This window comes from Mycobacteroides salmoniphilum (assembly GCF_004924335.1).
GTDB classification, from domain to species: domain Bacteria; phylum Actinomycetota; class Actinomycetes; order Mycobacteriales; family Mycobacteriaceae; genus Mycobacterium; species Mycobacterium salmoniphilum.
On sequence record NZ_CP024633.1, the window covers coordinates 4,457,230 to 4,481,469 of the forward strand.

The 24,240-nt window shown below is 63.5% G+C and carries 22 protein-coding genes; 8 read left to right on the forward strand and 14 right to left on the reverse strand.

The window, feature by feature from the left end:
- The first annotated feature begins 33 nt into the window (after nt 1–33).
- Both DSM43276_RS21980 and DSM43276_RS21985 read left to right on the forward strand, forming a co-directional pair.
- Nucleotides 34–1,719, forward strand: coding sequence for a DUF3556 domain-containing protein (locus DSM43276_RS21980; RefSeq protein WP_078328427.1), 1,686 nt, complete (start codon nt 34–36; stop codon nt 1,717–1,719).
- Nucleotides 1,720–1,759: 40 nt separating this feature from the next.
- Complete coding sequence (locus DSM43276_RS21985) at nt 1,760–2,734, forward strand: sigma-70 family RNA polymerase sigma factor (protein ID WP_078328428.1); 975 nt, start codon at nt 1,760–1,762, stop codon at nt 2,732–2,734.
- Nucleotides 2,735–2,790: 56 nt separating this feature from the next.
- Here DSM43276_RS21985 and DSM43276_RS21990 read toward each other — a convergent pair whose 3' ends face one another.
- Together DSM43276_RS21990 and DSM43276_RS21995 are read right to left on the reverse strand one after the other, a co-directional pair.
- A complete protein-coding gene (locus DSM43276_RS21990; protein ID WP_078328429.1) occupies nt 2,791–4,275 on the reverse strand; it encodes a M1 family metallopeptidase in 1,485 nt (494 codons plus the stop codon).
- Nucleotides 4,276–4,349: 74 nt separating this feature from the next.
- The gene (locus DSM43276_RS21995; protein WP_078328430.1) at nt 4,350–4,751 is read right to left on the reverse strand and encodes a VOC family protein; all 402 of its coding nucleotides are present in this window, start codon (nt 4,749–4,751) and stop codon (nt 4,350–4,352) included.
- A 133-nt stretch (nt 4,752–4,884) separates the two neighbouring features.
- On the opposite strand from DSM43276_RS21995, the gene DSM43276_RS22000 reads away from it, so the two are divergent.
- The 4 genes from DSM43276_RS22000 (at nt 4,885) to DSM43276_RS22015 (ending at nt 9,768) form a co-directional block, all read left to right on the forward strand.
- Nucleotides 4,885–6,441: an acyl-CoA synthetase gene (locus DSM43276_RS22000; protein WP_078328604.1), complete on the forward strand. Its 1,557-nt coding sequence runs from the start codon at nt 4,885–4,887 to the stop codon at nt 6,439–6,441.
- A gap of 154 nt (nt 6,442–6,595) precedes the next feature.
- Nucleotides 6,596–7,720: an NDMA-dependent alcohol dehydrogenase gene (locus tag DSM43276_RS22005; RefSeq protein WP_078328431.1), complete on the forward strand. Its 1,125-nt coding sequence runs from the start codon at nt 6,596–6,598 to the stop codon at nt 7,718–7,720.
- A 73-nt stretch (nt 7,721–7,793) separates the two neighbouring features.
- Complete coding sequence (locus DSM43276_RS22010; RefSeq protein WP_078328432.1) at nt 7,794–8,540, forward strand: pirin family protein; 747 nt, start codon at nt 7,794–7,796, stop codon at nt 8,538–8,540.
- Between the two features lie 115 nt (nt 8,541–8,655).
- Nucleotides 8,656–9,768 (forward strand): phosphodiester glycosidase family protein, encoded by a 1,113-nt coding sequence (locus tag DSM43276_RS22015; protein ID WP_078328433.1) that lies wholly within the window; start codon nt 8,656–8,658, stop codon nt 9,766–9,768.
- Nucleotides 9,769–9,773: 5 nt separating this feature from the next.
- Here the strand turns inward: DSM43276_RS22015 and DSM43276_RS22020 are convergent, their stop codons facing one another.
- From DSM43276_RS22020 to DSM43276_RS22055, 8 genes are all read right to left on the reverse strand, one after another.
- On the reverse strand, nt 9,774–11,027 hold the full coding sequence (locus DSM43276_RS22020; RefSeq protein WP_078328434.1) for an MlaD family protein: 1,254 nt from the start codon (nt 11,025–11,027) through the stop codon (nt 9,774–9,776).
- Nucleotides 11,024–12,232, reverse strand: a complete 1,209-nt coding sequence (locus DSM43276_RS22025; protein ID WP_078328435.1) for an MlaD family protein — start codon at nt 12,230–12,232, stop codon at nt 11,024–11,026. Before DSM43276_RS22025 ends, DSM43276_RS22020 begins: the two co-directional genes overlap by 4 nt.
- Entirely contained in the window at nt 12,229–13,362 is a 1,134-nt protein-coding gene (locus DSM43276_RS22030) for an MCE family protein (RefSeq protein ID WP_078328436.1), read from the reverse strand. Before DSM43276_RS22030 ends, DSM43276_RS22025 begins: the two co-directional genes overlap by 4 nt.
- Nucleotides 13,359–14,405: an MlaD family protein gene (locus DSM43276_RS22035; RefSeq protein ID WP_078328437.1), complete on the reverse strand. Its 1,047-nt coding sequence runs from the start codon at nt 14,403–14,405 to the stop codon at nt 13,359–13,361. The genes DSM43276_RS22030 and DSM43276_RS22035 overlap by 4 nt, the downstream gene beginning before the upstream one ends.
- Nucleotides 14,398–15,453: an MCE family protein gene (locus tag DSM43276_RS22040; protein WP_078328438.1), complete on the reverse strand. Its 1,056-nt coding sequence runs from the start codon at nt 15,451–15,453 to the stop codon at nt 14,398–14,400. Before DSM43276_RS22040 ends, DSM43276_RS22035 begins: the two co-directional genes overlap by 8 nt.
- Entirely contained in the window at nt 15,450–16,988 is a 1,539-nt protein-coding gene (locus DSM43276_RS22045; protein ID WP_078328605.1) for an MlaD family protein, read from the reverse strand. The genes DSM43276_RS22040 and DSM43276_RS22045 overlap by 4 nt, the downstream gene beginning before the upstream one ends.
- A 220-nt stretch (nt 16,989–17,208) precedes the next feature.
- Complete coding sequence (gene fadD5 / locus DSM43276_RS22050) at nt 17,209–18,798, reverse strand: fatty-acid--CoA ligase FadD5 (RefSeq protein ID WP_078328439.1); 1,590 nt, start codon at nt 18,796–18,798, stop codon at nt 17,209–17,211.
- A 12-nt stretch (nt 18,799–18,810) separates the two neighbouring features.
- Nucleotides 18,811–19,617, reverse strand: a complete 807-nt coding sequence (locus tag DSM43276_RS22055; protein ID WP_078328440.1) for an enoyl-CoA hydratase-related protein — start codon at nt 19,615–19,617, stop codon at nt 18,811–18,813.
- A gap of 104 nt (nt 19,618–19,721) precedes the next feature.
- Here DSM43276_RS22055 and DSM43276_RS22060 point away from each other — a divergent pair, with 104 nt between their 5' ends.
- A complete protein-coding gene (locus DSM43276_RS22060) occupies nt 19,722–20,399 on the forward strand; it encodes a GntR family transcriptional regulator (RefSeq protein ID WP_078328441.1) in 678 nt (225 codons plus the stop codon).
- Here DSM43276_RS22060 and DSM43276_RS22065 read toward each other — a convergent pair.
- Genes DSM43276_RS22065 through DSM43276_RS22075 form a run of 3 tightly spaced genes read right to left on the reverse strand, consistent with a single transcriptional unit; the run spans nt 20,367 to nt 22,522 of the window.
- The gene (locus DSM43276_RS22065; RefSeq protein WP_234802964.1) at nt 20,367–20,900 is read right to left on the reverse strand and encodes an SRPBCC family protein; all 534 of its coding nucleotides are present in this window, start codon (nt 20,898–20,900) and stop codon (nt 20,367–20,369) included. The genes DSM43276_RS22060 and DSM43276_RS22065 overlap by 33 nt on opposite strands.
- A 4-nt stretch (nt 20,901–20,904) precedes the next feature.
- Nucleotides 20,905–21,822 carry an alpha/beta fold hydrolase gene (locus DSM43276_RS22070; protein WP_078328442.1) on the reverse strand — a complete coding sequence of 306 codons (918 nt, stop codon included), beginning with the start codon at nt 21,820–21,822 and terminating at the stop codon, nt 20,905–20,907.
- Between the two features lie 13 nt (nt 21,823–21,835).
- Entirely contained in the window at nt 21,836–22,522 is a 687-nt protein-coding gene (locus DSM43276_RS22075; RefSeq protein WP_099051645.1) for a TetR/AcrR family transcriptional regulator, read from the reverse strand.
- 151 nt (nt 22,523–22,673) lie between these two features.
- Here DSM43276_RS22075 and DSM43276_RS22080 point away from each other — a divergent pair, with 151 nt between their 5' ends.
- Nucleotides 22,674–23,837 carry a low temperature requirement protein A gene (locus DSM43276_RS22080; protein ID WP_078325851.1) on the forward strand — a complete coding sequence of 388 codons (1,164 nt, stop codon included), beginning with the start codon at nt 22,674–22,676 and terminating at the stop codon, nt 23,835–23,837.
- Here DSM43276_RS22080 and DSM43276_RS22085 read toward each other — a convergent pair.
- Nucleotides 23,834–24,214, reverse strand: coding sequence for a hypothetical protein (locus DSM43276_RS22085; RefSeq protein WP_078328443.1), 381 nt, complete (start codon nt 24,212–24,214; stop codon nt 23,834–23,836). The two genes, DSM43276_RS22080 and DSM43276_RS22085, sit on opposite strands and share 4 nt — an antisense overlap.
- Nucleotides 24,215–24,240 lie beyond the last annotated feature (26 nt).

Consider the following 24,240-nt stretch of genomic DNA (forward strand, 5'->3'; position numbering starts at 1 on the left):
CGCCGGACCTAGAACACGTTCTAGTGTGAGCGCATGGGATTCCTCAAGCCCACACTGCCCGTCGTCGATATCGCCGAATGGAGCAAGGGCACCCGCGCCGAGAAGATACGTCCGATGGCCCGGCACTGGGCCGAGGTGGGCTTCGGCACACCGGTCGCCTTGCACCTCTTCTACGTACTGAAGATCGGGCTGTACATCCTGGGCGGGTGGCTGTCCGCCATGGCGACCACCAACGGTATTGACGAATGGGCGGATTTCTCCGCGCCCATCGTCTTCCAGAAAGTGGTGCTCTACACCATGCTGTTCGAGGTCATCGGCCTCGGCTGCGGTTTCGGGCCACTTAACAACAGGTTCTTCCCCCCGCTGGGGTCAATCTTGTACTGGTTGCGCCCCAACACTATTCGCTTGCCCCCCTGGCCCCGCGTCCCACTCACCAAGGGCTCCGCACGCACCCCGATCGATATCGCTCTCTACGCGGCGCTCCTGGTGATCCTGCTGGTCGCACTGTTCTCGCAGCCCGCCGCGACGGGGCTGCTACCCATCTGGCAGGTGGCCACCATCCTCGGGCTGCTGGCCATCAGCGGCCTGCGTGACAAGGTGATCTTCCTGGCCGCCCGTGGCGAGGTGTACGGCGCCCTCACCGTCACGTTCCTCTTATCCGGGGCCGACATGATCGTCGCCGCCAAGCTCATCTTCGTCGTCATCTGGATGGGGGCAGCGACGTCAAAGCTCAACCACCACTTCCCCTTTGTCATCTCGACCATGATGTCCAACAACCCGCTCATCCGCGCCAAGCGGCTCAAGCGGGCGTTCTTCGAGAAGTTCCCCGATGACCTGCGCCCCGGACGGCTCTCCCGCTTTGTCGCGCACGTGAGCACCGCCATTGAGATGCTGGTGCCGATCGCGTTGTTCTTCAGCCATGGCGGCTGGGTCACCACCATCGCGGCCATCGTCATGGTGTGTTTCCACCTGGGCATCCTGACCGCCATTCCCATGGGTGTACCGCTGGAATGGAATGTGTTCATGATCTTCGGTGTGCTGTCGCTGTTCGTCGCGCACGCGAACATCGGCCTCAAAGACATCGAGCACCCCGTGCCCGTGCTGCTCCTGTTCGCCGTCAGCGCCGGTGTGGTTGTCGCAGGAAACCTATTGCCCCACAAGATTTCCTTCCTGCCGGGCATGCGGTACTACGCGGGAAACTGGGACACCACGCTGTGGTGCATCAAACCATCCGCCAGCGCGAAAATCGACAAGGGCATCGTCGCGATCGCCAGCATGCCGCAAGCGCAGATGGAGCGCTTCTACGGCACCGAACAGGCTCCCCTGCTCATGTACATCGGCTATGCGTTCCGCGCGATGAACACTCACGGTCGGGCCATGTTCACGCTCGCGCACCGCGCCATGGCGGGACAGAACGAGGACGAGTACGTCATCACCGACGGCGAACGGATCTGCAGCACCGCCATCGGCTGGAATTTCGGCGACGGGCACATGCACAACGAGCAGCTGATCGCCGCGATGCAGGAACGCTGCCAGTTCGAACCCGGCGAGGTGCGCATCGTGCTGCTCGACGCCCAGCCCATCCATCGGCAGACCCAGCAATACCGCCTCGTGGACGCTGCCACTGGCGAGTTCGAAACCGGCTACGTCCGAGTGGCCGATATGGTCAGCCGCCAGCCCTGGGACGACGAGCTGCCCGTGCACGTCAACACCCGCTAACCACCTGACAGGTGTCGGTGGACGGGACTATCCTCGCGCCGTGACGGCACAAGCCATCGAGGATGAATTTCTTTCGCACACCGAACAATATCGGCGTGAGATTCTGGCCCATTGCTACCGGATGACGGGGTCCATCCACGATGCCGAAGACCTGGTGCAGGAGACCTACCTGCGCGGATGGAAGGCGTACGACCGGTTCGAGGGCAAGTCGTCGGTGCGCACCTGGCTGTATCGGATCGCCACCAACACCTGTCTGACGGCCCTGGAGGGCAAGCAGCGCCGGCCACTGCCGACCGGGCTGGGAGCCCCCAGCGCCGACCCGCTCGACGAGTTGGACGAACGCGCCGAGATCCCGTGGCTGGAGCCGCTGCCTGACGACGCCACCGACCCGGCCAGCATCGTGGGATCACGGGAGTCGGTGCGCCTGGCTTTTGTCGCCGCCTTGCAACACCTGCCCGCCAAGCAACGTGCGGTGCTGGTGCTGCGCGAGGTACTGCAGTGGAAGGCCCAGGAGGTCGCCGAGGCCATCGGCTCCACCACCGCCGCCGTGAACAGCCTGCTGCAGCGTGCCCGAGCGCAGCTGCAGGAGGTCTCGCCGCAAGAGGACAACCTGCTGGAGCCCGAGGACCCGATGCTGCGGGAGCAGCTCCGCCAGTACATCAACGCTTTCGAGCGCTACGACGTTGATGCCATCGCGAAAATGTTTACCACCGAGGCAATTTGGGAGATGCCTCCGTTCACCGGTTGGTATCAGGGCGGGCAGAGCATCGCCACACTCATCAAGGAGCAGTGCCCGGCCGAGCATGCCGGCGATATGCGCCTCATCGAAACGTCCGCCAATGGTCAGCCGGCGATCGGCCTCTACATGCGCGAGGGGGACGGGGTGCACCGCCCGTTCCAGATGCACGTCCTGGACGTCACCCAAGACGGCGTGGCCCATGTGGTGTGCTTCTTCGATATCTCACTGTTCGAGAAGTTCGGTCTGCCAAGCGAACTCACCGACCTCGAAACCTAGGTTGTGGCGGATTCGTCTCGCATTTTCGCGCCACAACCTCGGTCTCGACGCACGGACTACCGCGGCGCGAGACTCCCCGGGAACAGATACTGGTCCGAGGGCCTGGTCACGCTGTGGAACCAGGCGGTGAAGAATCCGGACAAGTCCTTACCGGCAACCCTCTGCACATACGCCTCGAACTGCGGCCAGGTGGCGTTACCCCACCGATGCGCTGAGGGCCACGATCGCAGGATCTCCAGGAATGCCTTGTCCCCGATAGTGCGTCGCAGCGCGTGCAGCGCCAGCGGACCCTTGCCGTACACACCCAGCGGATTGAAGACCTCGTCGGCGCTGCATTCGGCGTCACCCGGGCACATGTCGTAGAGCAGGTTCCCCCAGACCTTGTCCTCATCCCAGATCTTCTCCGCCGTCTTGCGGTAATGCTCGTCGATGGACTTGCCTTCCTTTTCCTCCGACCACATCCACGGCAGATAGGAGGCGAAGCACTCGTTGAGGCAGATATCGCGCCACTGCTCGACCGACACCAGATCGCCGTACCACTCGTGCGTGTTTTCGTGCACGATCGTCGACAGGCGGCCTGGCTCTTCGGTGTCGCGGCTGAAGGTGTAGTAGGGACGCGTCTGAGTTTCCAAGGCGCTAAAGGCGATGTCCTCGCGGATCGGATCGGCGAAGATGCCTCCGGCCGCCACGTGCGGGTACTTCCCGAGCTTGGATTCCAGGAATGTGAGTATCTCCGGCAGGCGTGCCTCGGAATCCCCCGAACCGGCGTCGGGCGCAAAAGCACTCACCACGGGGGTGCCGCTGGGCAGCGTGGACCGGAACACCGAGAAGTGATCCACGGCAAACGGAACGAGATACATGGCAACGGGATTCGGCTCATTCCAGGTGGTGGTGGTCCAGCCGCCCGACTCGGTGGCCTTGCCTTCCCGGCCGCCTGCCACGGCGGTCCATGAGGACGGAACGGTCGCCGTGAGCTTGAACGGGGCCTTGTTCACCGGGGTGTTGTTCGACGGGTACCAGTTCTCGGCTCCGTCGGGCTCGCCGCCCTTGGCGTACCCGCCGCTGGTGCTGCGAACCCAGCCGGGCAGCGCGCCAAGATCACGTTCCTGCGCCTCCTGCTGCTCATTGAACGCGTAGGTGATCGTGGTGGTGAATGAGCTTCCGGCACGAATGCCCTTTTGCGGGGTGACGGTCATTTCGTGCTCGCCGCTGAATTCGGTGGCGGCCGGTCGGCCGTCCACGGACGCCGTCACCGTGCCCAGATCCGAGTAGTCCAGATTGAAGCTGGACAGGTTCTGGGTAGCAGCGGCCCGGATCACCATCGTGCCGTTCACATCGGTGCTCTCGGGGTCGAACCGCAGCGTCAGGTCGTACCGGGTGACGCGATAGCCGCCGTTTCCATCCTGCGGGAAGTAGCTGTCGATGCCGTTGGGCGATCCGGGCGTGAAGGTATCGGTCGCGTATGCGGGCACCGCGGCGACGCCGCCACCAACCACGAGCACCGCGACAGCGGCAGGGATCCCGAGAATCCTGTGTGTCATGTGAGCCTTACGTAGAGCGGGCCCCTGTGACCCTCACGAGCGACTCTACGTAAGGCGGCACCGATCGTGCGTAGCTACTGCAGGTGAGCCGGATCCATCCAGCTGACCTCCCACACGTGTCCGTCCAGGTCGCGGAACGAGCGTCCGTACATGAAGCCAAGCTCCTGTGCCGGCATCCAATCCACCCCGCCCGCGGCCAGCGCCGCCTCGGTCAGCTCGTCCACCCCTTCCCGACTGTCAGCCGAAACACAGAGCAGCACTTCGCGATTCTTTGACGTGTCGGCGATGTCGTCGGCGATGAAACCGCGAAACCGTTCCTCCTCCAGCATCATCACCCAGGTCTGCTCGTTGATCGCCATACAGACGGTCTTCTCGTCACAAAACTGGTCGTTGAAGGAGAAGCCCAGGTGGTCGAAGAACTTGCGGCTTGCCGCGGCGTCGGCGACGGGAATATTGACGAACAACATGCGGGACATCGGGGCTCCTCGGTGCATGACGGCGGCATCTCCACCGTTCATCTGTATCGACAACCCGGCGCCCGAAAACTCATCGGCCCACCGCATCGATGAATCCCACACCCGAGACCGTTCCGGACGGCAGGATTGGGGTATGCAATTCACCCAGTGGCTGCACCGTGCCCTGCAGCAGGACCCGAACCGCCCCATCACGATCTACCAGGGCCGGGAACGCACCGTGGAGCAGTTCGCCGACCGTGTCGCCCGGCTGGCCGGGGCACTTCGAGCCCTCGGCGTCCGGCCGGGCGACCGGGTGGGCATGCTCTCGCTGAACTCCGACCGCTACGTCGAATACCTCACCGCGGCGCCGTGGTTGGGTGCTGCGCTGAACGCCGTCAACATCCGCTGGAGCCTTGCCGAGATCGGCTACTCCCTGCGTGAATCCGGCACCCGTGTGCTGTTCGTGGACGACGCATTCAAGGCCGCCGCCGCACCGCTGCGTGCTGCCTGTGCATGCCTGGACACCGTCATCTACTGCGGCGACGGTCCCACACCCGAGGACATGATCGGGTACGAGGACCTCCTCGCCGCGCACGAGCCCGTCGCGGACACCCGCACCGGTGGCGCCAGCCTGCTAGGCGTCTTCTACACGGGAGGAACCACCGGAAATCCCAAGGGCGTCATGCTGTCTCATGACAATGTGCTGACCTCGGCGATGGGGTCGCTATCCACCGGAAACTTCCTCACCCGTGACGGCCGACTGCTGCACTCGGCGCCGATGTTCCACATGGCCGACTTCAGTGCCGTCCTCGCGGGGAACCTCTCGGGTTCCACGCACGTAATCGTCCCGTCGTTCACTCCACAGGGGGTGCTGGACGCCATCGTTGAGCACGATGTCCAGGACATGCTGTTGGTGCCCACCATGATCCAGATGCTGGTCGATCATCCAGCGGCCGCACAGCTCGACCTCAGTGGTATCCGCGGAATCGTCTACGGCGCCTCGGTCATCTCCGAGGCAGTGCTGCAACGCGCCAAACACGTGTTCCCCAACGCGCGATTCACCCAGGCCTACGGCATGACCGAGGTGTCCCCCGTCGCGACGCTGCTGCTTCCCGACGATCATGACGACCCCGCGCTGCTGCGCTCGGCGGGACGCGCGGCCCCCCATTGCGAGGTGATGATCGTCGACTCCAGCGGAGACACCGACACCGAAGTCCCACGCGGCGAAATCGGCGAAGTGGTCGTCAAGGGCGACAACGTCATGCTCGGCTACTGGGAGCTACCCGAGGAGTCTGCGGCCGCCGCCCGGGACGGATGGATGCACACCGGCGACGCCGGGCGGATGGATGAACGCGGGTACGTCTACATCGTCGATCGCATCAAGGACATGGTGGTGACCGGCGGCGAGAACGTCTACTCGGCCGAGGTAGAGAACGCGCTGGCCAAGCATCCGGCGGTAGCGGCGTGCGCGGTGATCGGCATCCCCGACGAACGGTGGGGTGAACGCGTGCATGCCGTCGTCGTCACACAGACGCAATCCGAGTGCTGCGGCGAGGATCTCCAGGAGCACTGCCGCGAACACATCGCCAACTACAAGGTGCCGCGCAGCTTCGAGTTCGTGGACGAGCTCCCGTTGTCCGGTGCGGGCAAGATCCTCAAGCGCGTGCTCCGCCAGAAGTACTGGGATACCCGCGATGCAGGCGTCTCCTAACAAGACCTCATAATCGTGCATAGGTAGTCGTCAGAGGCACTCTTGGCCCCTTGACCACGCACTTTTAGAACGCGTTTCACTTTTTCCGTAAAGCCGCTATCCTCGTCCACGAGAGTGATCTGGTTCACGTGTATCTGGAAGGACTAGCCAGTCAATGAAGACAAAAGGCGCGCTGATTCGCGAGCTCAACAAGCCGATCGTCGTCGAAGAGATCACCTTCGGTGATCCGGCCGAGGGCGAAGTTCAGGTCCAGTTACACGCCGCCGGCATGTGCCACTCCGACTACCACGTGCTGACCGGTGCCACCCCGATGGAGCTGCCGGTGCTGCCCGGCCACGAGGGTGCGGGCATCGTCACCAAGGTGGGCAAGGGCGTCACCTCCGTCCAAGAGGGTGACCACGTCATCTTCGCCTTCATCCCGGCCTGCGGTAAGTGCCCACCGTGTATGCGCGGCTACCGGTCCCTGTGTGACCGAGGCGCAATCCTGCTGGGCGGCAAGGCCATTGCCGACGGCACCAACCGCATCCACGCAGGTGACACCCCCGTCTCCGCGATGAACCTGCTCGGCACCTTCTCGCCGTACGCCGTGGTGCACGAAGATTCCGTCGTCAAGATCGACGACAGTGTGCCCTTCGAGTCGGCCGCACTGCTCGGCTGCGCCGTGCCCACCGGCTTCGGCTCTGCCACCAACATCGCCGAGGTCAGGCCCGGCGAGGACGTCATCGTCATCGGTGTGGGCGGAATCGGCATGAGCGCCCTGCAGGGCGCCGTCGTCTCCGGCGCCCGCTACGTCATCGCGATCGACCCGGTGCCGTGGAAGCGTGAGCAGGCCCTCAAGTTCGGTGCCACCCATGTCTACGCCTCGATGGCCGAGGCCATCATGCCGGTTATGGACCTGACCTGGGGCATCATGGCACAGAAGACCATCATCACGGTCGGCGAGATGAAGGGCGAATACGTCGAAGAGGCCATGATCCTCACCGCCAAGACCGGCACCTGCGTGGTCACCGGTATGGGCGCGATGGTCGATGTGGATGTGAAGTTCAACCTGTTCCTCTTCACGATGCTGCAGAAGACGCTGAAGGGCAATATCTTTGGTGGTGGCACCACGCACACCGAGACCCCACGTCTGGTCGGCCTGTACAAGCAGGGTCTACTCAAGATCGACGAGATGGTCACCAGCACTTACAGCCTGGAGCAGATCAACGACGGCTACCAGGACATGCTCGACGGCAAGAACATCCGTGGCGTCATCAAGTACACCGAAGCCGACTGGTAACCCGACGCTTTCGCCGACAGTAACGCCACGCAGACGATTCCCCGGATTCCCTGCGTGGCGTTACTGTCGATATATGGCTATCGACGTCCGGCGCGCGAGTGAGCGGCTCGCCACCAAGATCTCGTGGCTGGACTCCAAGCACTCGTTTTCCTTCGGTGAGCACTACGACCCACACAACACGCACCACGGATTGCTGCTGGTCAACAACGACGACATCGTGCTGCCGGGCGCCGGGTTTGAGACGCACCCCCATCGCGATATGGAGATCGTCACCTGGGTGCTCCAGGGATCGCTGGTGCATCAGGATTCCGAGGGCAACGCCGGGGTGATCTATCCCGGTCTGGCACAACGAATGTCGGCAGGCTCAGGCATCCTGCACTCGGAGAAGAACGACTCCTGGCGGCTGTCCGGCGAGCGTCACTCCGACCCGGTGCGATTCGTCCAGATGTGGGTGAGCCCCGATGACTCGGGGATTGATCCCGGTTACCAACAGTTGGAGATCGATGGCGAGCTCCTCAGTGGGGGGCTGGTGACCGTGGCCTCGGGGATGCCGCGGCACCGTGATCAGACGGCAATCACCATCGCCCAGAAGAACGCGGCACTGCACGCGGCGCGCATCCCCGCCGGGGACAGCGTCGAGCTTCCGGCGGCACCCTTCGTGCATCTGTTTATCGCCCGCGGCGCCGTGATCCTCGAGGGAGCCGGTGAGCTTGCCGAGGGGGATGCCGTGCGGCTCAGCGACACCGGCGCTGCACGGGTCACCGCGACGACCGATGCCGAAGTCCTCGTATGGGAGATGCACACTCGCTTAGGCGGCTAGCGCACCTCATCGCGACGCTGCCGACGTCCGATCGATCCCCACTTGTTACCAAAGTTGACTGTGTTGCTGCTGTGATTATCGTTGACTATTCAAGATCGTCACAGGAGGGACCGCCGTGGGCATTTCACGCTTTTCGCGTCTTCCGCGAGCCGGTTCCGGACGTCGCCTGCTCAGCGTTGCGTTCGGCGTGATGCTGGCGGCGGCACTGCCCATTCCCACCACCCATAACACCGCCCGGGCCGAGGCGGCCCACGATGCGGTGCTCGCCGCCATCGCCAACACCAAGGGCACCTTCCTGGTCTACAACTTCGGCGGCGGCAACCCGGCCCCCTTCCGCAACGCCGCGGGCAACGAGTACACGCTGGACAATGGCGGCCACCTCATGGTCATCAAGAGTGCCTCGTCCCGACTGCGCGCAAACCTGTTGGTGGACACCCATTCCGGCTATCAGTCCCGGTGTGAACGCGATGCACGCGCCCGCACCGCCGAGGGTCTGTGGCAGGCCTCGGAGACATACAAGCCGATGGCGGCCTGGATGACCATGGGCAAGCCCACGTTCATCATCAACGCCAACTTCTTCGACGTCCGGGGCCAAAAGGGCGGCGACTGGAAGAGCACCGGATGTACCTCACCGCTGGGCGCCTATGTCGATACCGCCAACGGCAGCGCCAACTACAACAAACAGGTCACCGGAACGCGGGTGTACGCGGGCAAGCAGGCACTCTCCGGTGGCGACGAAGTCTGGACAGCGTTGGCCACCATGGTCTTTTCCCCGGGATCGGCGCCGGAGGTCATCGCCTCCGCAGGGCCCAAGGACTACGGGTACGCTACGGGCCCGCTAGAAGGGTTGATGGACAAGGGAGTTCAGTTCGTCGCGGTAAGCGGGTTGAAGTTACTTCTTCCAGGCTTCACCGAGCAGCTGAATGACCCGGGCCCCGCTGCCGCCCGCACCGCGCTCGGCTACAAGTCCGCAACCGATGAACTCATGGTCTTCCAGGGCGGCAGCTACACCCCCGACAACCTCCAGGACCTCTACCGCGGACTGGGCGTCGACAAGGCCATCGCCCTCGACGGGGGCAGCTCCTCGGCCATCGTGCTGCGGCGCGATGCCGGCGGCATGTGGGCGGGATACGGCTCCCCCAAAGGTAATTGCGATACCACCTACACCCTGTGCGATGCCGCGGGCGGCGTCGGACGCGCACTGCCCAGCTGGCTGGGATTCAGTTAAGCCACCTACTTCGGCGGCTCGATCGGGAGCGTCGGTCCACCGTACGGTGTGGGAATGGTGAAGCGTCCCTTGGGAGTCGGGTCGGCCAGCTTACCCAAATCGGCGCCCTTGGGTGGGCCGGCGGTATCGTCATCGGCCGGCCGCGGCGCATTCTTGGCACCGCGTATTAGCACGGCAGGGTCGTCATCTCGGCAGTAGCCCGCATACAGGAACGGCTCCGGGTAATCGGCCGCCGACACCGCGGTACGCGGATATCCGTAGTCACAGGTGTAGCGAGGGTAGATATCGGCGGTGGCCCACACGCCATGGTCGTAAAAGGTGTTGCCCACCGCCTCGATCACCGATCCGCGATACGCGGGGAACAGCGCATTGAGCGCCGGAACGCGCACGTAGGACAACTGCGCCACCGTGGTGAGATTCCCCAGCAGCTGCGCCATGTTGTCGGAGTTGTCGGCGAACACGGCGTCGGTGGTAGCCAACGGCCCGGGCACCCTGTCGATCAGCGTGCGAAAGCCGCCATCCATCCGGGCCACGCCGTTCAGGGACCGATTCAGGCCCTGTGTGGTGGCAGCGAGGCCATTGTTCATCTCCGCGAATGAGGACAACGTCACCCGGCTCTTCTTGAGAACGCTGACCGTTTCCGGAAGCACGGAATCCAGTGTCGACAGAAGGAATACGCCGCCGTCGATGATGTCGGTCATCTTGCGCGGCGCTTCGCGTGAGAGATGGAGTTCCTTCTTGATGATCTCCAATTTCTGCGTATCCGCCTGCGCAAGAGCACCGTCGGCGTTGGCAAGCATCTTCGACAGCGACACGGGAACGGTTGCCTGCCCGCGGGCGATCACACTGCCGTTGTCCAAGTACGGGCCGGTGGTCGTCACCGGCGCGAAGTCGACGTACTGCTCACCCGCCGGAGAAAGCCCGGACACTCGCACCGGACTCCCCACCGGAATCTTCACGTCGGATTCGATATGAATCAGCGCGACCGGTCCACGAGGAGATGGCGTCACCGAGTCCACCCGGCCAATCCGCATACCGCGCAGCGCCACATCCTGGTTGGGGATCAAACCACCGGACTCCGGCAGCTCGATCGACACCTCATAGGTCGAGGCGAATGCCCTGGCGCGCAACGCGCCCACCGCCAGGTAGGTGCACGCCACCACGAGGGTGGCCAGAAGGGCGAGGCCTGACAACCACATGCGGTTGCGGTGCCCCATCTTTACGGCGTCCACCACCGTATTCGCCACTATGTTGATCATCGCGGCGGCCCCTGGGGTACGGGCACAGCGCCCGGTATCGGTTCGATGACGCCGGGCTCGGTCGGACTCGGGCGCACCGGAATTGCCGGAGCGTCGGGCCCTTTACCCACGACACGCTCCTGCAGGCGCCACAGGGTGTACTTGAACGATCCGACCAACTTGGCCCAGTCATAGCGCTTCGGGCCGTGGAGCCCCGGATCGCCCTGGTAGCCGATATCGGGTATCGATCCCAGCACCAGTCTGTCTATTGATACCCGGGCGGCGAATGCCGAGCCTGCCATGATCTTGATAATGGGGGGCATCAGCCGATTGAGTGCGGCAAGGCTGGTGTCGGGACTGACCGCGATGTCATTGAATGAACCCGCCAAGGTATTGAAATCAGCGATGACGCTGCGGCCGCTGGTGTCGGTACCCGCGATCGACGGGAATTTGGAGAGCTGCTTGGTCACCGCACCCACCTGGTCGGCGAGGTCTGCGATATGAGATGCATTGGCTGACAGAGTGTCCGTGGCAGGCGCGGCAGCGACCAAGAGCTCCGAGAGCGTCTCGTGCCGCGTGTTCATCTCAGCGGCAAGCTGTGCGGTGTCCCGCAGCGCGGAATCCAGCTGACCGGAGCGGGCGTTGAGAGTGCCCAGCAGCCGGTTCGACTTTCCGATCAGATCGCCGAACGCCGCACCGTTGGGCCCGGTGGCGCGGCCGAGGCCGTTGACCGTGCCGGTGAGATTGCGTACCGCACCGCCGTTGACGACGATGGCCGCCGAACTCAGCACCGCCTCCACCGTCGCGGCGGCGGTGGTCGAATCCAGACCAATAGTGTCCCCGTCCCGCAGGAGGGGTGCGTTGGCGTCCGCGGGTCGCGGCGGTTTCAGCGCGGCGAACACGTCGCCCAGCGGCGTCGCGGTGCGCAGTTCCACGGTGGTCCCCTTGGGAATCTCCACATCCGAACGAATCCGCATCGTGACCACGGCGGTGTAGTTGGTGGTGCTCATGGAATCGACCTCGCCGACGTCGGCGCCGCCCAGTTTCACCTTGGCACGCGAGGGCAGGTTCAAGATGTTGGTGAACACCGCCGTCAGGCCATAGGTACCACCGGTCAGGCCCGGTGCCGGAAGCGGGAGGCTGGCCAGACCGTTAGTGCTGCAGCCGCTCGTCAGCAGCACAGCGAGCACCACCGCGGGCCCTGCGTATCTTTGCCATCTGTTCATTTCTGCCCCATCGCCGCAAGACCATCGAGCACATACGTCAATCCGAAATCGGGTCCGTAGTCCTGCAGAGTGCCTGTGCTGCATCCCAGTTGGCGCAGGCCCATGAGATTGCAGATCTCCTTGGCGGCCTGGGTGTCGAACAACAACCTGTCCACCGGCACGTGGGCACGCACCACGTTGTTGATCGGGTCGACGATGTTGTAGACGTTGTCCGCCATCAGTGGAAGCAGATCGAACCCTTCCGATAGCTCTCGCCGGTTGTCATATATCGCCTGGGCGATTTGGTTGGAGTTACCGACAGATTGCTTGATGGCATCGCGATTCTGCTCCAGAAGTGAACCCGCCTGCATCAGAATGTTATTCAGCTGCTTTCCGGTAGTGCCCGATCCCAACTGCTCCTGATCGAGCACCTGGGACAGCTGCCGCACCTGGGAGGAGAACTCCCGGATGTTCTGGTCGTTACGTGCCGCGGCATCGAAGAGCGAGCTGAGCCGGGTGATGATCTTGGTCAGCTGATCACGAGTCATCGCACCGCCGTCGGCACTCAGACGAAGCGCCTTGGATAACTCGTCCAGAGATGCCCTCATCAACTCACCGTTGCCGGACAGCGCATTGGCGCTGTTGTTCACGACATCCGCCAGCGGCCCGCCGCCCTTACCGTCGCCCTTCATCGCCTTGGCGAGCCTGTCGATCATGGCGAGCACCCGATCAAACTCCACGGGCGTCTTCGTGCGGTCCAGCCCGATGACGTCTCCGTTCTTGAGCGTCGGTCCACCGCGATAAACCGGTGTCAGTTCGATGTGACGATCGGTAAGAATTGAGGTGGACACCGTAACGGCCTTGGCATCTGCCGGAACCTTGACCTTCGAGTCGACTTCGAATTCAACTTCCATATAGGTGCCACGCGAGGTGATCTTCGTGACCTTGCCAATCGGCATGCCGAGCACCGATACCTTGTTGTCGGGGTAGAGGCCGGAGACCGATTCGAATTGGGCCGTGATGGTGAGCCTGTTGATCCGCTCACGCACGTAGGTCCACCCGACGGCCGCCACCACCACCGCGACCACCACCGCCAGTGCCCCCGCGATCCAGATGACTCGCCGCGTCCGTGTGCTTATCGGTGTGCTCATTGGCAGTCCTTGAAGTACGGGATCATGTTGAACTGCTTGGCCCGTCCACTGATCGCGCACATCCACGAATCCACCGCGAGACCACCCGGCGCGCTCAGCTCGAGTGCGTTTCCGTAACCCGTGAGATTGGTGAAGTTTCGGGCCGCGACCGCCGTCACCTGCAAGATGCTCCGGAACAAGTCATCATGGCCGCCGATCAAATTGCTGAAGGTCTTTACATCGGCGATGAGCGCATCGACCGCGCGCCTGTCCTTGACCACCACCTTGCTCAGGAAGTTCGTCAGCTCGGTCACCGCACGCATCATGGAGTGGAAACTCGCTTGCCGAGAAACGAACTCGCCGAGCAGATCACGGCCCTGAACGATCAGCTTGCCGATGTCGCCCTGTTGCCGGTACAGGGTGCCCGACACCAACTCGGTACTGGCCAGCAGCGTGCCGATCTGATCGCGGCGATGCGATATCACCGACGACAGGGTCTGAATGTTCTCCATGGCCTGCGGCAGTACAGCGGGTAAGCCCTCGAGCTGTTTACCCAGTATCGCCACCGACTCCGCGATCTTGTCCGCGTCTACCTGTTCGAAAGTGGCGGTTGCGTCCTGGAGCGTGGCCTGTAGGTCGTAGGGAACGTCGGTATGCGCAAGATCGATTCGGCGATTGGGCAACACACCCTCACCGCTGTTGCGCAACTCCACATACTGATTGCCGAGAATCGTGGTGATCTTGATCGACGCTTTGGCGTCCTTACGCAAAGTGATGTCGTCGCGGACCCGCATGCCGACTTCGATGTGATCGCCCGCCAGCTCGACACTCGTGACGTTCCCCACCGGAACCCCGGCATACGACACATTGGCACCCGGTTGCAGCGACGCCGCCTGCAAGAACTCCCCGGTGTAGTGGCTGTAACCGATGCCAATCGCCTTCACCAGCAGCATCGCCCCCACCAGGGAGCCGATCACCGCGAGCGCGATGGCGCCCAACCAGATCTTGTTATACGTCTCAACCGGGCGTCGCGAAATACGCTGCCACACTGTGGGTTTATCCATCTGCCAGGTTCCTGCATTTCGGAGTGTATTGAGCCTTGTTACCGGGGGTAGCGGCATTCACGATGATCGGAACGATGTCGTTGAGTCCGGGGAAAAAACCGGTGATGTTGAGATCGCAGACGTATCCGTTGATGAAGGCGCCTTCTTGGGTGGTGCGCGCGACACCCTTGAGGAGTAGCGGCAGGTTGGCGCCGGTGAAGGCAAGCTGGGGTTCGACGGAATTCAGGTGACCGACGAACCCCGGTTCCCGATAAAGTATTTCGTTCAGCTGCGGATACACAGAGTCTGAGATTTTCGACAACCGACGCACCGCGAAACCCGTCGAACCGATCGAATCCACCAACCCCGCCCGGCGGTTGTCCAGGATTGCCACCATCTCACGGGTATGCGTCAACACGCTGTCCAGGTTTTTATTCTGTCCAGCAAGGGTTTTCGTCAGGCCATTGAGGTTGGTGATCACATCGTCGAGAACCTTGTCGCGGCCCGCGAAGGTCTCGGTGAGCTGCGATGTCTGGTCAACCAGGCCGACGATCGAGCCGCTGTCCCCCTGTAGAGACTTGACGACACCGTCGGTGAGATTGTCGACCTCGGCGGGATCGAGCACACTGAAAAGGGGTTCAAATCCGTGTAGCAGCATGCCGATGTCGAAGGACGGCTCCGTCTGCTCCACGGGAATCACGCTCCCCGGCTTGAGCCGATCGGTGCCGCCGGTCTTCCCCAGGGATAGTCCCAGGTAACGCTGACCGACGATGTTCTGGTACGTGATCGTCGCAATCGTATTGCCGTACAACGGCTGCTCGGTCTGTACCCGGAACTCCACCTTGGCCAGATCACCGTCGATCGCGACCGATTCAATGCGCCCAACCCGAACGCCCGCCACGCGCACGTCATCCCCGTCCCGCAACCCGGTGACATCGGTGAACATCGCGGCATAGTCGTAGGTGGATCCGGCGACATCTCGGCGCAGGGTGGAGTACACCAGCCACGTCATCGCCACCGCGATCACCATGAACACCGACAGACCAATTAACGGTCCACGAAATTTCATCGCTGTCCCCCCGACTGAGCCTGCTGGGCAACAACGGGTTTGGTACCGCGCGCGACCGGCCCCAGCAGCAGCTGGGTGGACGAGGTTGCCGCGCTTCCGGTGATCATGCCCAGCTGCTCGCGTTCGGTCGTGCTACCGATCGGCCCAACGGCCCCACCGAACGAGGCGGGTGCAGTCGCAACGGGGGCGGGGGCGGCGCCACCGGGCAATGGTGGCGGTTCGGCGTCATCAGGGTCAGCGGTGCCGGGGATACGTGGCGACGGATTGGGCTGCCACCACGGCAACGGCGGGTTGGGGTCCTGCAAGTTCGGGGAGGGATTGTGCAGCGGCGGCCCGGTGACGATCAGATTCCCGTCCGGTCCGACCTCGGTTCCCGGCGGCGGCGCAAGATCGGGCGGTGGCTTGAAGTTCTGCGGCAGCAGTACTTCGGGGAGATCGGGGCGCACCACCAGCTCGGGTGCGGTGAAGCAGCTCGGCCCCTTCAGCTCCCCGTACCGCGGGCAATCGGCGCGCGTGTACATCGTCGACGGCGTGAAGGACAGATTTCCCCGGATATTGACGACGTCCCTTTCCGGATCCCACACGTCACTGAAGAACTTGTCGGAGAACACCTTCAGTCGCGCCGCGATCGGCAGGAAGTGCACAGAGTTCTGGGCGAGCACGCCGACAACCGGGGTCAACTTGGTGGTGATGTCGATCATCCGGTCGGTCTGGTTGTCCAACGACTGCCGGACGGTGCCGGTGGTGTGCAATCCGGCGTTGAGCAGAGTCTGCAACTGGTCCCGCCTTTCGGCCAGCGTCTGCATGGGCTTAACCGCCTGATGCAGTGCATCGACGAGCTCCGGAGCGGTCGTCTGCAGCCCCTTGGTCGCGTTCAGGAGCGCGGACAGGGTCGACGGGCCCGTATCCGTCGCGACGACGTCGTTGAGTTGGTCGATGATCCTGGTCAGTTGGCCGGCCGCGTTCAGAAGGGTCGCACGCCGACCCTCGGTCGCCGCGGCGATGACGGCGAAGATACCCACCGAATCGTCATCGCGGCCGCGCCCGTTGGCCAGGAGGATGTCACGGAGCTTGCTGATGGTCGTCTGGAACAGCACCGTCGGGAGCTCGGTGTCCTCGCCGATAACGGTTCCATTGGTGATCGCCGCACCGGGTCCGTGGTCTACCAGCTCCACCGAGGAGACCGCGAAGACGTTACTGGGGACCACTCTGGCGGTGACCGACCGCGGAATCGTCGGCGCCAGATCGGGTTTCAGATCGATGTGAACGACATTGGGCCTACCACGCTGCGAGGGGGTCAAATCATTGACCGAACCCACGAGCACGCCCTGGAATTTGACGTCCGACTTCGCGGGAAGGCCGTCTCCTACGTTCGTGAGTTCTGCCACCACACGCACGTAGTTGTTGAACCGGCCGGTCGACTTGATGACCAAGGCGGTACCTATCAGGGCGGCCACGAGGGCGATCGCCAGGCCGCACAGGAGGAGCTGGCGATCCGACGGACCGCGGCCGTCGGACTCAAAGGAGTTCGGCACACAGACCTCCTTCGGCATCTGGACGCACCACGGTGCGGCGCCACCACAGCATCCGAGACATCACCCGGTCCCTTTCGTCAGCAAACGTGGCCTGCAAATATCTACAGGTTCGGTCACGCCAACCCCTCCGATGTGACGGCGATTACAGGAATGTACATGACATACAGTTCTACGTATTACGCTTTACCAAACTTTTCTGAATCCAGATTCATGTTTGCTATCAACTGTCGCCGAACTGCTTGCGCAGCTCGGTTTTGAGAACCTTGCCCGAGGGGTTGCGCGGTAACGCGTCCACGACCACGAGATCCTTGGGGTGCTTGTAGCGCGCCAGCCGCGCGGTGAGAAAGCCATCGAGATCACCGATGGTCAGAGCCTCCCCGTGGATGGCCGCCACCGCGACCGGCACTTCGCCCCACTTCTCATGCGGCCTGCCAATCACCGCCACCTCGACGATCTGCTCGTGCTCAGCGAGCGCGTTCTCGACCTCCGCGCAATAGATGTTCTCTCCGCCGGAGATGATCATGTCCTTCTTGCGGTCCACCACCCATACGAAACCGTCCGCGTCCTGACGGACCAGGTCGCCGGAGTGGAACCAGCCACCCGTGAACGCGTCGGCAGTCGCCTCGGGGTTGTTCCAGTAGCCCTGCATCAGCGTCGGCGCGCGGTAGACGATCTCCCCCACATCACCGACCGGTACATCGTTCATGTTGTCGTCCACGACGCGCGCGGCAACCGTGGGAATCACCCGGCCGACGGAGCCCATCTTCCGGGTTGCGTCCTCCCCCATGAGCATGCAGGTGACCGGCGACATCTCCGTCTGCCCGAACGCGGCCAAGATCTTGGCGTCGGGGAACGTTTCGGACATCGTCCGTAACAACACATCACTGGCGGGGGCCGCGCCCCAGGAGAGCGTCTTGAGCTTGACCTTGCGCGGATTTGCTCGCTGCGCCGCACAGACGGCCTGCCACTGGGCGGGGACCAGGAAGATGCCGGTGACTCCCTCGGACTCCAGAACATCCAGCAGAGCGCCGGGATCAAAGGCGCCGAGGGGGTGAATGACCGTGGGCAAGCCCAACAACAATCCGGTGATCATGTTGCCCACGCCGGCGATGTGGAACATGGGTACGCCGATAAACCCCACATCGGAATTCAGATCAACGGTGGTGCTCAGCAAATAGGTCATCGCCTGCCCGGACAGATTGAGATGGGTCAGCACCGCACCCTTGGGCCGGCCCGTCGTCCCGGAGGTGTACATGATGAGCGCGGGAGAATCGCCGGGCAGATCCACCTCCGTGTGGGCTTCGCCCTCCTCGGCAATGACCTCTTCGTATCCGAGGGCACCGTCCTCGGATACCGAGCCGGCCACAATGACCGTCTCCAGCGCGGGCACCTGTTGGCGTACCGCGGCCGCCACCGGCGCCAGGACCGTCTCGGTGATCGCCACCTTGGCCCCGCTGTTCTCGACCAGGAATGCGACCTCCGGGGGAGTCATGCGGAAGTTCACCGGGATCGCGATGGCTCCGAGTTCGTTGATGGCCAGCCAGGATTCGACGTACTCGGGGCGGTTGAGCATGAGGATGAGCACGCGGTCCCCGAATCGGACACCGCGGCGAGACAGCGCATCGGCGAGTGATTGCACACGCTGATTCAGCTCGCCCCAGGAGATGCTGCGCCCGAGATATCGGATCGCCGTGGCGTTGGGTTGCATAAGCGCATGCCGAGCCAGCTGGTTACACCAGTTCTGCCGCCGCGCGCGGTAAGGCTGATCAAGGCCGGTGGTCACGGCGGTCACATCGATCGTGTCGGTCACAGACTCTCCTACTTACTGAAATTTGGGACGGCGGCCCTCAAGGAATGCGGCGAAGCCTTCTTGGGCGTCGGGTGAGGTCAAGAGCTCGATCTGCCCCTCACGCTCACGGGCAATGGCCTCGTCGAACAGCTTGAGTGACACCGAGTTCATGGCTTCCTTGGTCAGCTGCATCGCGCGGCGGGAACCGTGAGCCAGCTTGCGCGCCGATTTGTCGACGCGCTCGCGCAGCTGATCCCCGGTCAGTACCTCGTTGACCAGTCCGGCCGCACAGGCGTCGGCGGCATGAAGAGGCTGAGCCAGCAGGGCCATCGCATTGGCCTTCACACGGCCAATCGAGGCCGAGACCAACGCGCTCGATCCACCATCGGGCATGAGCCCGATGTTCGCGAAGGCCATCAGAAAGAAGGCAGTGTCGGCGGCGTAGATCAGGTCGCACGCCAGAGCCACCGACGCACCGATACCGGCGGCCGCGCCCGTCACTTCCGCGATGGTGGGGACCGGACAATTCAGAACCGCGCGTACCAGCCGTTCGGCGTTGTCCATGGTCAATTCAGCGGCTTGCAGCGGTGTCAGGTCCCCGGCCCCGGCCGCCAGCTCGGCGACATCGGCACCCGCCGTGAAGGCGTTCCCGGGTGCTCCTCCACTGATGACGACCACCCTCACGTCGCTGCGTTCCTGGACGGATTCCAGCGCCTCGATCAAGCCCGCGGTGGCCGGCCCGTTGAGCGCATTCATTCGATCGGGCCTGGTGAACGTGATCCGCATGATGCCGCCGTCGACGGCTACATCGGGTGCGCCGACCGATTCATGGGAACTCAAGTCGTTGCCTCCTGGATTGTCGCTTCGTCGCGTCAGGTCAAATATATTTGATATGACTTTAGATGCAAGTGCGTCACCACACATGGAAATGGCAGGCAGATCGGATGAATGCTCCCCGGACCCAGATCCGCGAGATCCGTAGGCCGCAGCTGTCCGAGGAGGTTGCCGGCCGACTACGCGCATCGATCATGACAGGCGAGCTGCGCCCGGGTGAGTACATTCGGATGGATGAGACGGCGGCCCAGCTGGGTGTGAGCGTCACACCGGTACGTGAGGCGCTACTCACGTTGCGTGGCGAAGGACTCGTCGAGGCCGTCCCGCATCGCGGTTACATGGCGGCCCCGCTGAGCCGGGCCGATATCGAAGACATCTTCGCCCAACAATCACACCTTGCCGTGGAGCTCGCGAAGACCGCTGCGAAGCGCATCAACCCGGAACAGGTCGACACCCTGGCAGATCTGAACGACACGCTTCGCAACGCCGGTTCTTCTGAGGCGATCTCCATGGCGGAGTTCGAGTTTCACCGATTTCTCAATCACGTCGCCGACCGCCCCAAGCTGGCCTGGTTCCTCCTACAGGCGACGCGGTACACCCCACACCTACTCTTCGCCTCTGACGCCGAATGGACGCGGCACGCGGTCGCGGCGCACGACAAGCTCATCGCAGCGCTGCGCGCCGGCGACAACGCTGAGGTGGTGGCTCAAACCGAGGTTCAGTTCATTGACGGCGCCCGCCGATTGATCGAGTACCTAGACCGCGCCGGGATGTGGTCCGGGGGGTAGATGCGGGTCAGCCGGGGGCTGATGGGCCGGGGCGGGTGCCGGCGGTTGCTGCGGCGCGATGGCCCCCGACGCGATTTGCTCGGCCCGATTTTTCAGCCCCTCGGCCAGGTGCTCGAGGACCTGGTTGGCGAGCTTCTTCACCATCGGCTTGGGGATCGGGAGCTTGGTCTCGACGTCCATATCGACCGTGAGCAGGCAGGTGGGCCCCATCGGGACGATCGAAAACGTCTGTTCCTGCTTCTCGAAGATGTCGCTCTCCAGCAGTCGCGTCGCCACCTGAGCGGCGTTGAGATAGGCGATCTCGGCGACGTTGGTCGAGGCCATACCCGTCATCTCCACCTTCAACCGCACGATGCGGGGGCGTCCGTCCGGGAGACGCTCCAGGATCTCGACGCTGGTGATCTCCTTGTTCCACTCGGGGTAGGCCTCGTAGTTGGTGACAATGGAGACGATCACCTGCGGAGGCGCGGCCACCTCGACGGTCTGACTGACGACTGGCATTGGTTCACTCTACCTTCGTAGTTGGCGGGCGCAGGAACTCACGCACGAGCTCATACACCTCATCCGGGCATTCAAGATGCACGAAATGTCCACCGCCATCGATGATTTCAACGCTGCGGTCGGGCAGATCCGGGCGCGCAGACTCTACCAGTCGCTGCGTCATGCACCCGTCGGCGCGACCATGTAGATAGAGCAGCGGAGTGCGCGCGCCATCCAGGAGGGATCGTTGGGTCTTCCAGTACTTTCGCGACGGAACCAGGGCCCGCCCGATGTTTGCACGGTAGTAGCCGATGACTGCCCTGCGGTTCCCCTTCTGAAGCATCGCATCACCGGTGTACAGCAGATCGGCATGCGCGTCGTACCCCGGCGACCACCGCCGCCAGTACAGGCGAAGTAGCCAGGGCAACAACAGCTCCGGCAGTACCGGAATCTGGTGGAACAACGTGTACCAACTCATCAACAGCTGCCGCCCGAGCACGCGGGGCCAGCCGGTCGGTCCGATCGACGCAAAACTTGAGCCGAGAACCTCAAACGGCGGCACGGCCATGGTGATGATGCTGGCGAACGGCGACAGGGCGCTACGGGCGAGGGCGTTACCCACCAGAGCTCCCCAGTCATGGCCGATGTACACCGCGCGCTCGTCGCCACCCAGCACCGTGTGGATGTCGAGGATGTCCTGCATCAGGGCACCCAGGCCGTATTCGGCGTCGGCCGGTATTTCACTGGGTGAGTAACCGCGGGTGAACGGTGCCACCACGCGCCACCCGTCCGCAGCCAATCGCGGACCGAGCAGGCGCCAGGTGTGGGCGGAGTCGGGAAAACCGTGTCCGCAGATCAGCAGCGGACTGTCCTGCGGACCCCAGGACAGTGCCCGCAGTCTGACATTGGGCAGGTCCAAGGTCAGGATGGAATCAGCGGCCACTACACGTCCGTCGCTACGGTGTGCCGTCAACAGACGTCGACGTCGCCACACCCAACGGATCGTTGATCCGAGTTGCCTCGTCCCGAATCAACCCCCGCAACAGCGTGGTGCTGAACTCCACGGCGATCTCCTGGGCACTGCGACGCCCGCTCGGATTGAGCCAACGGTAGGAGCCGAGAACCATGCCGATGTAACCGAGCGCCATGACATGCGAGTCACACTCGACGAACTCGGAGCTGGCGATGCCCCGTTCGATGATGTTCTGCACCCGTTCCTGCACCATGTCCTCGCGCTTGCGAATCTCGGCGACCTGTTCAGGTGAGAGCCATTCAGAAAGGAACGGGTTCTCCTGGAAGTACACCGCCCCCTGCTCGCGGTTCGAGAAGATGAGCGCGAGCATGCGGCTCGTGCATTGATAGAGCGACTCACGCGCGGACCATCGTGGATCGTCCTGCAGGCAGGCCAGAGTCTCCTCGGCGGCCTTGAAGTAGATCTCGTACAGGATGAGCGCCTTCGAGGCGAAGTAGTGGTACACCGTCGCCTTATTCAGGCCCGCGACATCGGCAATGTCGTCCATCCTGGTGCCGTGATAACCGCGCGCCGCGAACAACTTGGACGCCACCGCCACCAATTCCTCGCGGCGGCCAGCACGGCGCTGCGAGGGATTGCCTGCCTTCGAGGCAGCGGGGACCGGTTGCATGGTGCCTCACTATATGCGCAGGGTTTCCCCACGAGGACGGAATCCCGATCAACTGGTTGGATTAGTGAGGCCCGATGTTCGCCGGCTCAGTCGTCAAAAGCGCGTTAAGCTGCCTCCGTCCATCGCTCCTCCGACACCAGTAGGTAACCACATGATCAGTGGCCTGCGGGCCATGGTGGCACGCGATCCCGCACAACCGCATCGCGCGGCCACCCCGCTAGAACTGCTTTTCGACCTCGTCTTCGTGGTCGCCGTATCGCGCGCCTCCGGAGCCCTGCACCATTTCTGGGCCGAGGGTCATTTCGCCGAGGGACTGGCCGGGTATGCGATCGGCTTCTTCGCCATCTGGTGGGCGTGGATGAACTTCACCTGGTTCGCCAGCGCCTTCGACACCGACGACTGGCTCTACCGGCTGACGGTGATTGTTCAGATGGCCGGGGCCCTCACCGTCGCGGCAGGTGTCGAGCGCGCGATGACCGGGGCCGACTTCGGTATCGCCATCGGCGGCTACGTGCTCATGCGCATCGCCGCGGGCAGTCAATGGGTGCGCGCGGCCATCAGCGACCCCACCATGCGTGCCACCTGCCTGCGCTATGTCACGGGTATCGCCGTCGTCCAAGCGGCATGGGTCTGCTGGGGACTGTTCGCACCGGAACACCTGCGCTTGCCGCTGTTCGTGGTGATCGCACTGGCCGACCTGTCGGTGCCCGTATTCGCCGAGCGCGCCACCACCACGTCATGGCATCCGGAGCACATCGCCGAACGCTACGGGCTATTCACCCTGATCGTGCTGGGAGAATCGATCCTGGCCTCGGCGAACTCAATCATCGGCGGCGCCGAGGAAGCCGACCACACCGGCACCATGATCGGCATCGCGGCGTCGGCCTTGATCATCGTGGCCGCGGTGTGGTGGATCTACTTCGATCAGGAACAAGAGTGCAAGGACACGTCCCTGCGGTCGACCCTGTTGTGGGGTTACAGCCACTACTTCATCTTCGCCGCCGTTGCCGCACTGTCGGCGGGATTCGAGATCGCCGTCGACGAGGGGCTCGGCAAGAGTCACCTAAGTCCCACCGTTGCGGCCTTCACGATCACGGTGCCGTTCGCCATCTATCTGGTGCTGGCGTGGCTGGTGCTGCTCCTGCAACGTCGCGACACCATCCTGAACATCGGGCTACCGGCGATTGCCGTTGCGGCAGTGTTGGTTTCATCACTGCCACATCCGTTGTACTGGCTGGCCGGGTTGGCGGCGCTGGCCGCCGCGCTGGTCACCTGGCGACGTGTCGAGGACGCCGAGCCCTCGGCGTCCCCTTAACGCACCGGGCAGACCGCTTCCAACGCGGCCATGGTGTTGACCACGCGGGCCATATCGTCGCCGGGCGGCTCGAGCACACCGTCCACGGAGGTCGCGGCGGCCATCACGTTGGCGTAGTTCTCCGCCCCCGCAGCGGCGTCCATCGCCCGGTCGCGCACCGCGAGATCGGATGTATCGCCCGCGGCGGTCCGAAGGAGCACGGCGATCACCCGGTTTCGTGCGACAGCCGTCTGACGAACAGCTACCCCGTTCTGCCGTGAAAGGCCGCGGATCTGATCGCGCGCCCGGTCTACCGAGACGCAGTCATGTGGGTCGGCCGCTGCCATCGGAGTCAACAGCGCTGACGCCGCGACGACCGTCGCCATCACCCGGTACATGCGCGAAGCCTACGCCGAAACGCCGA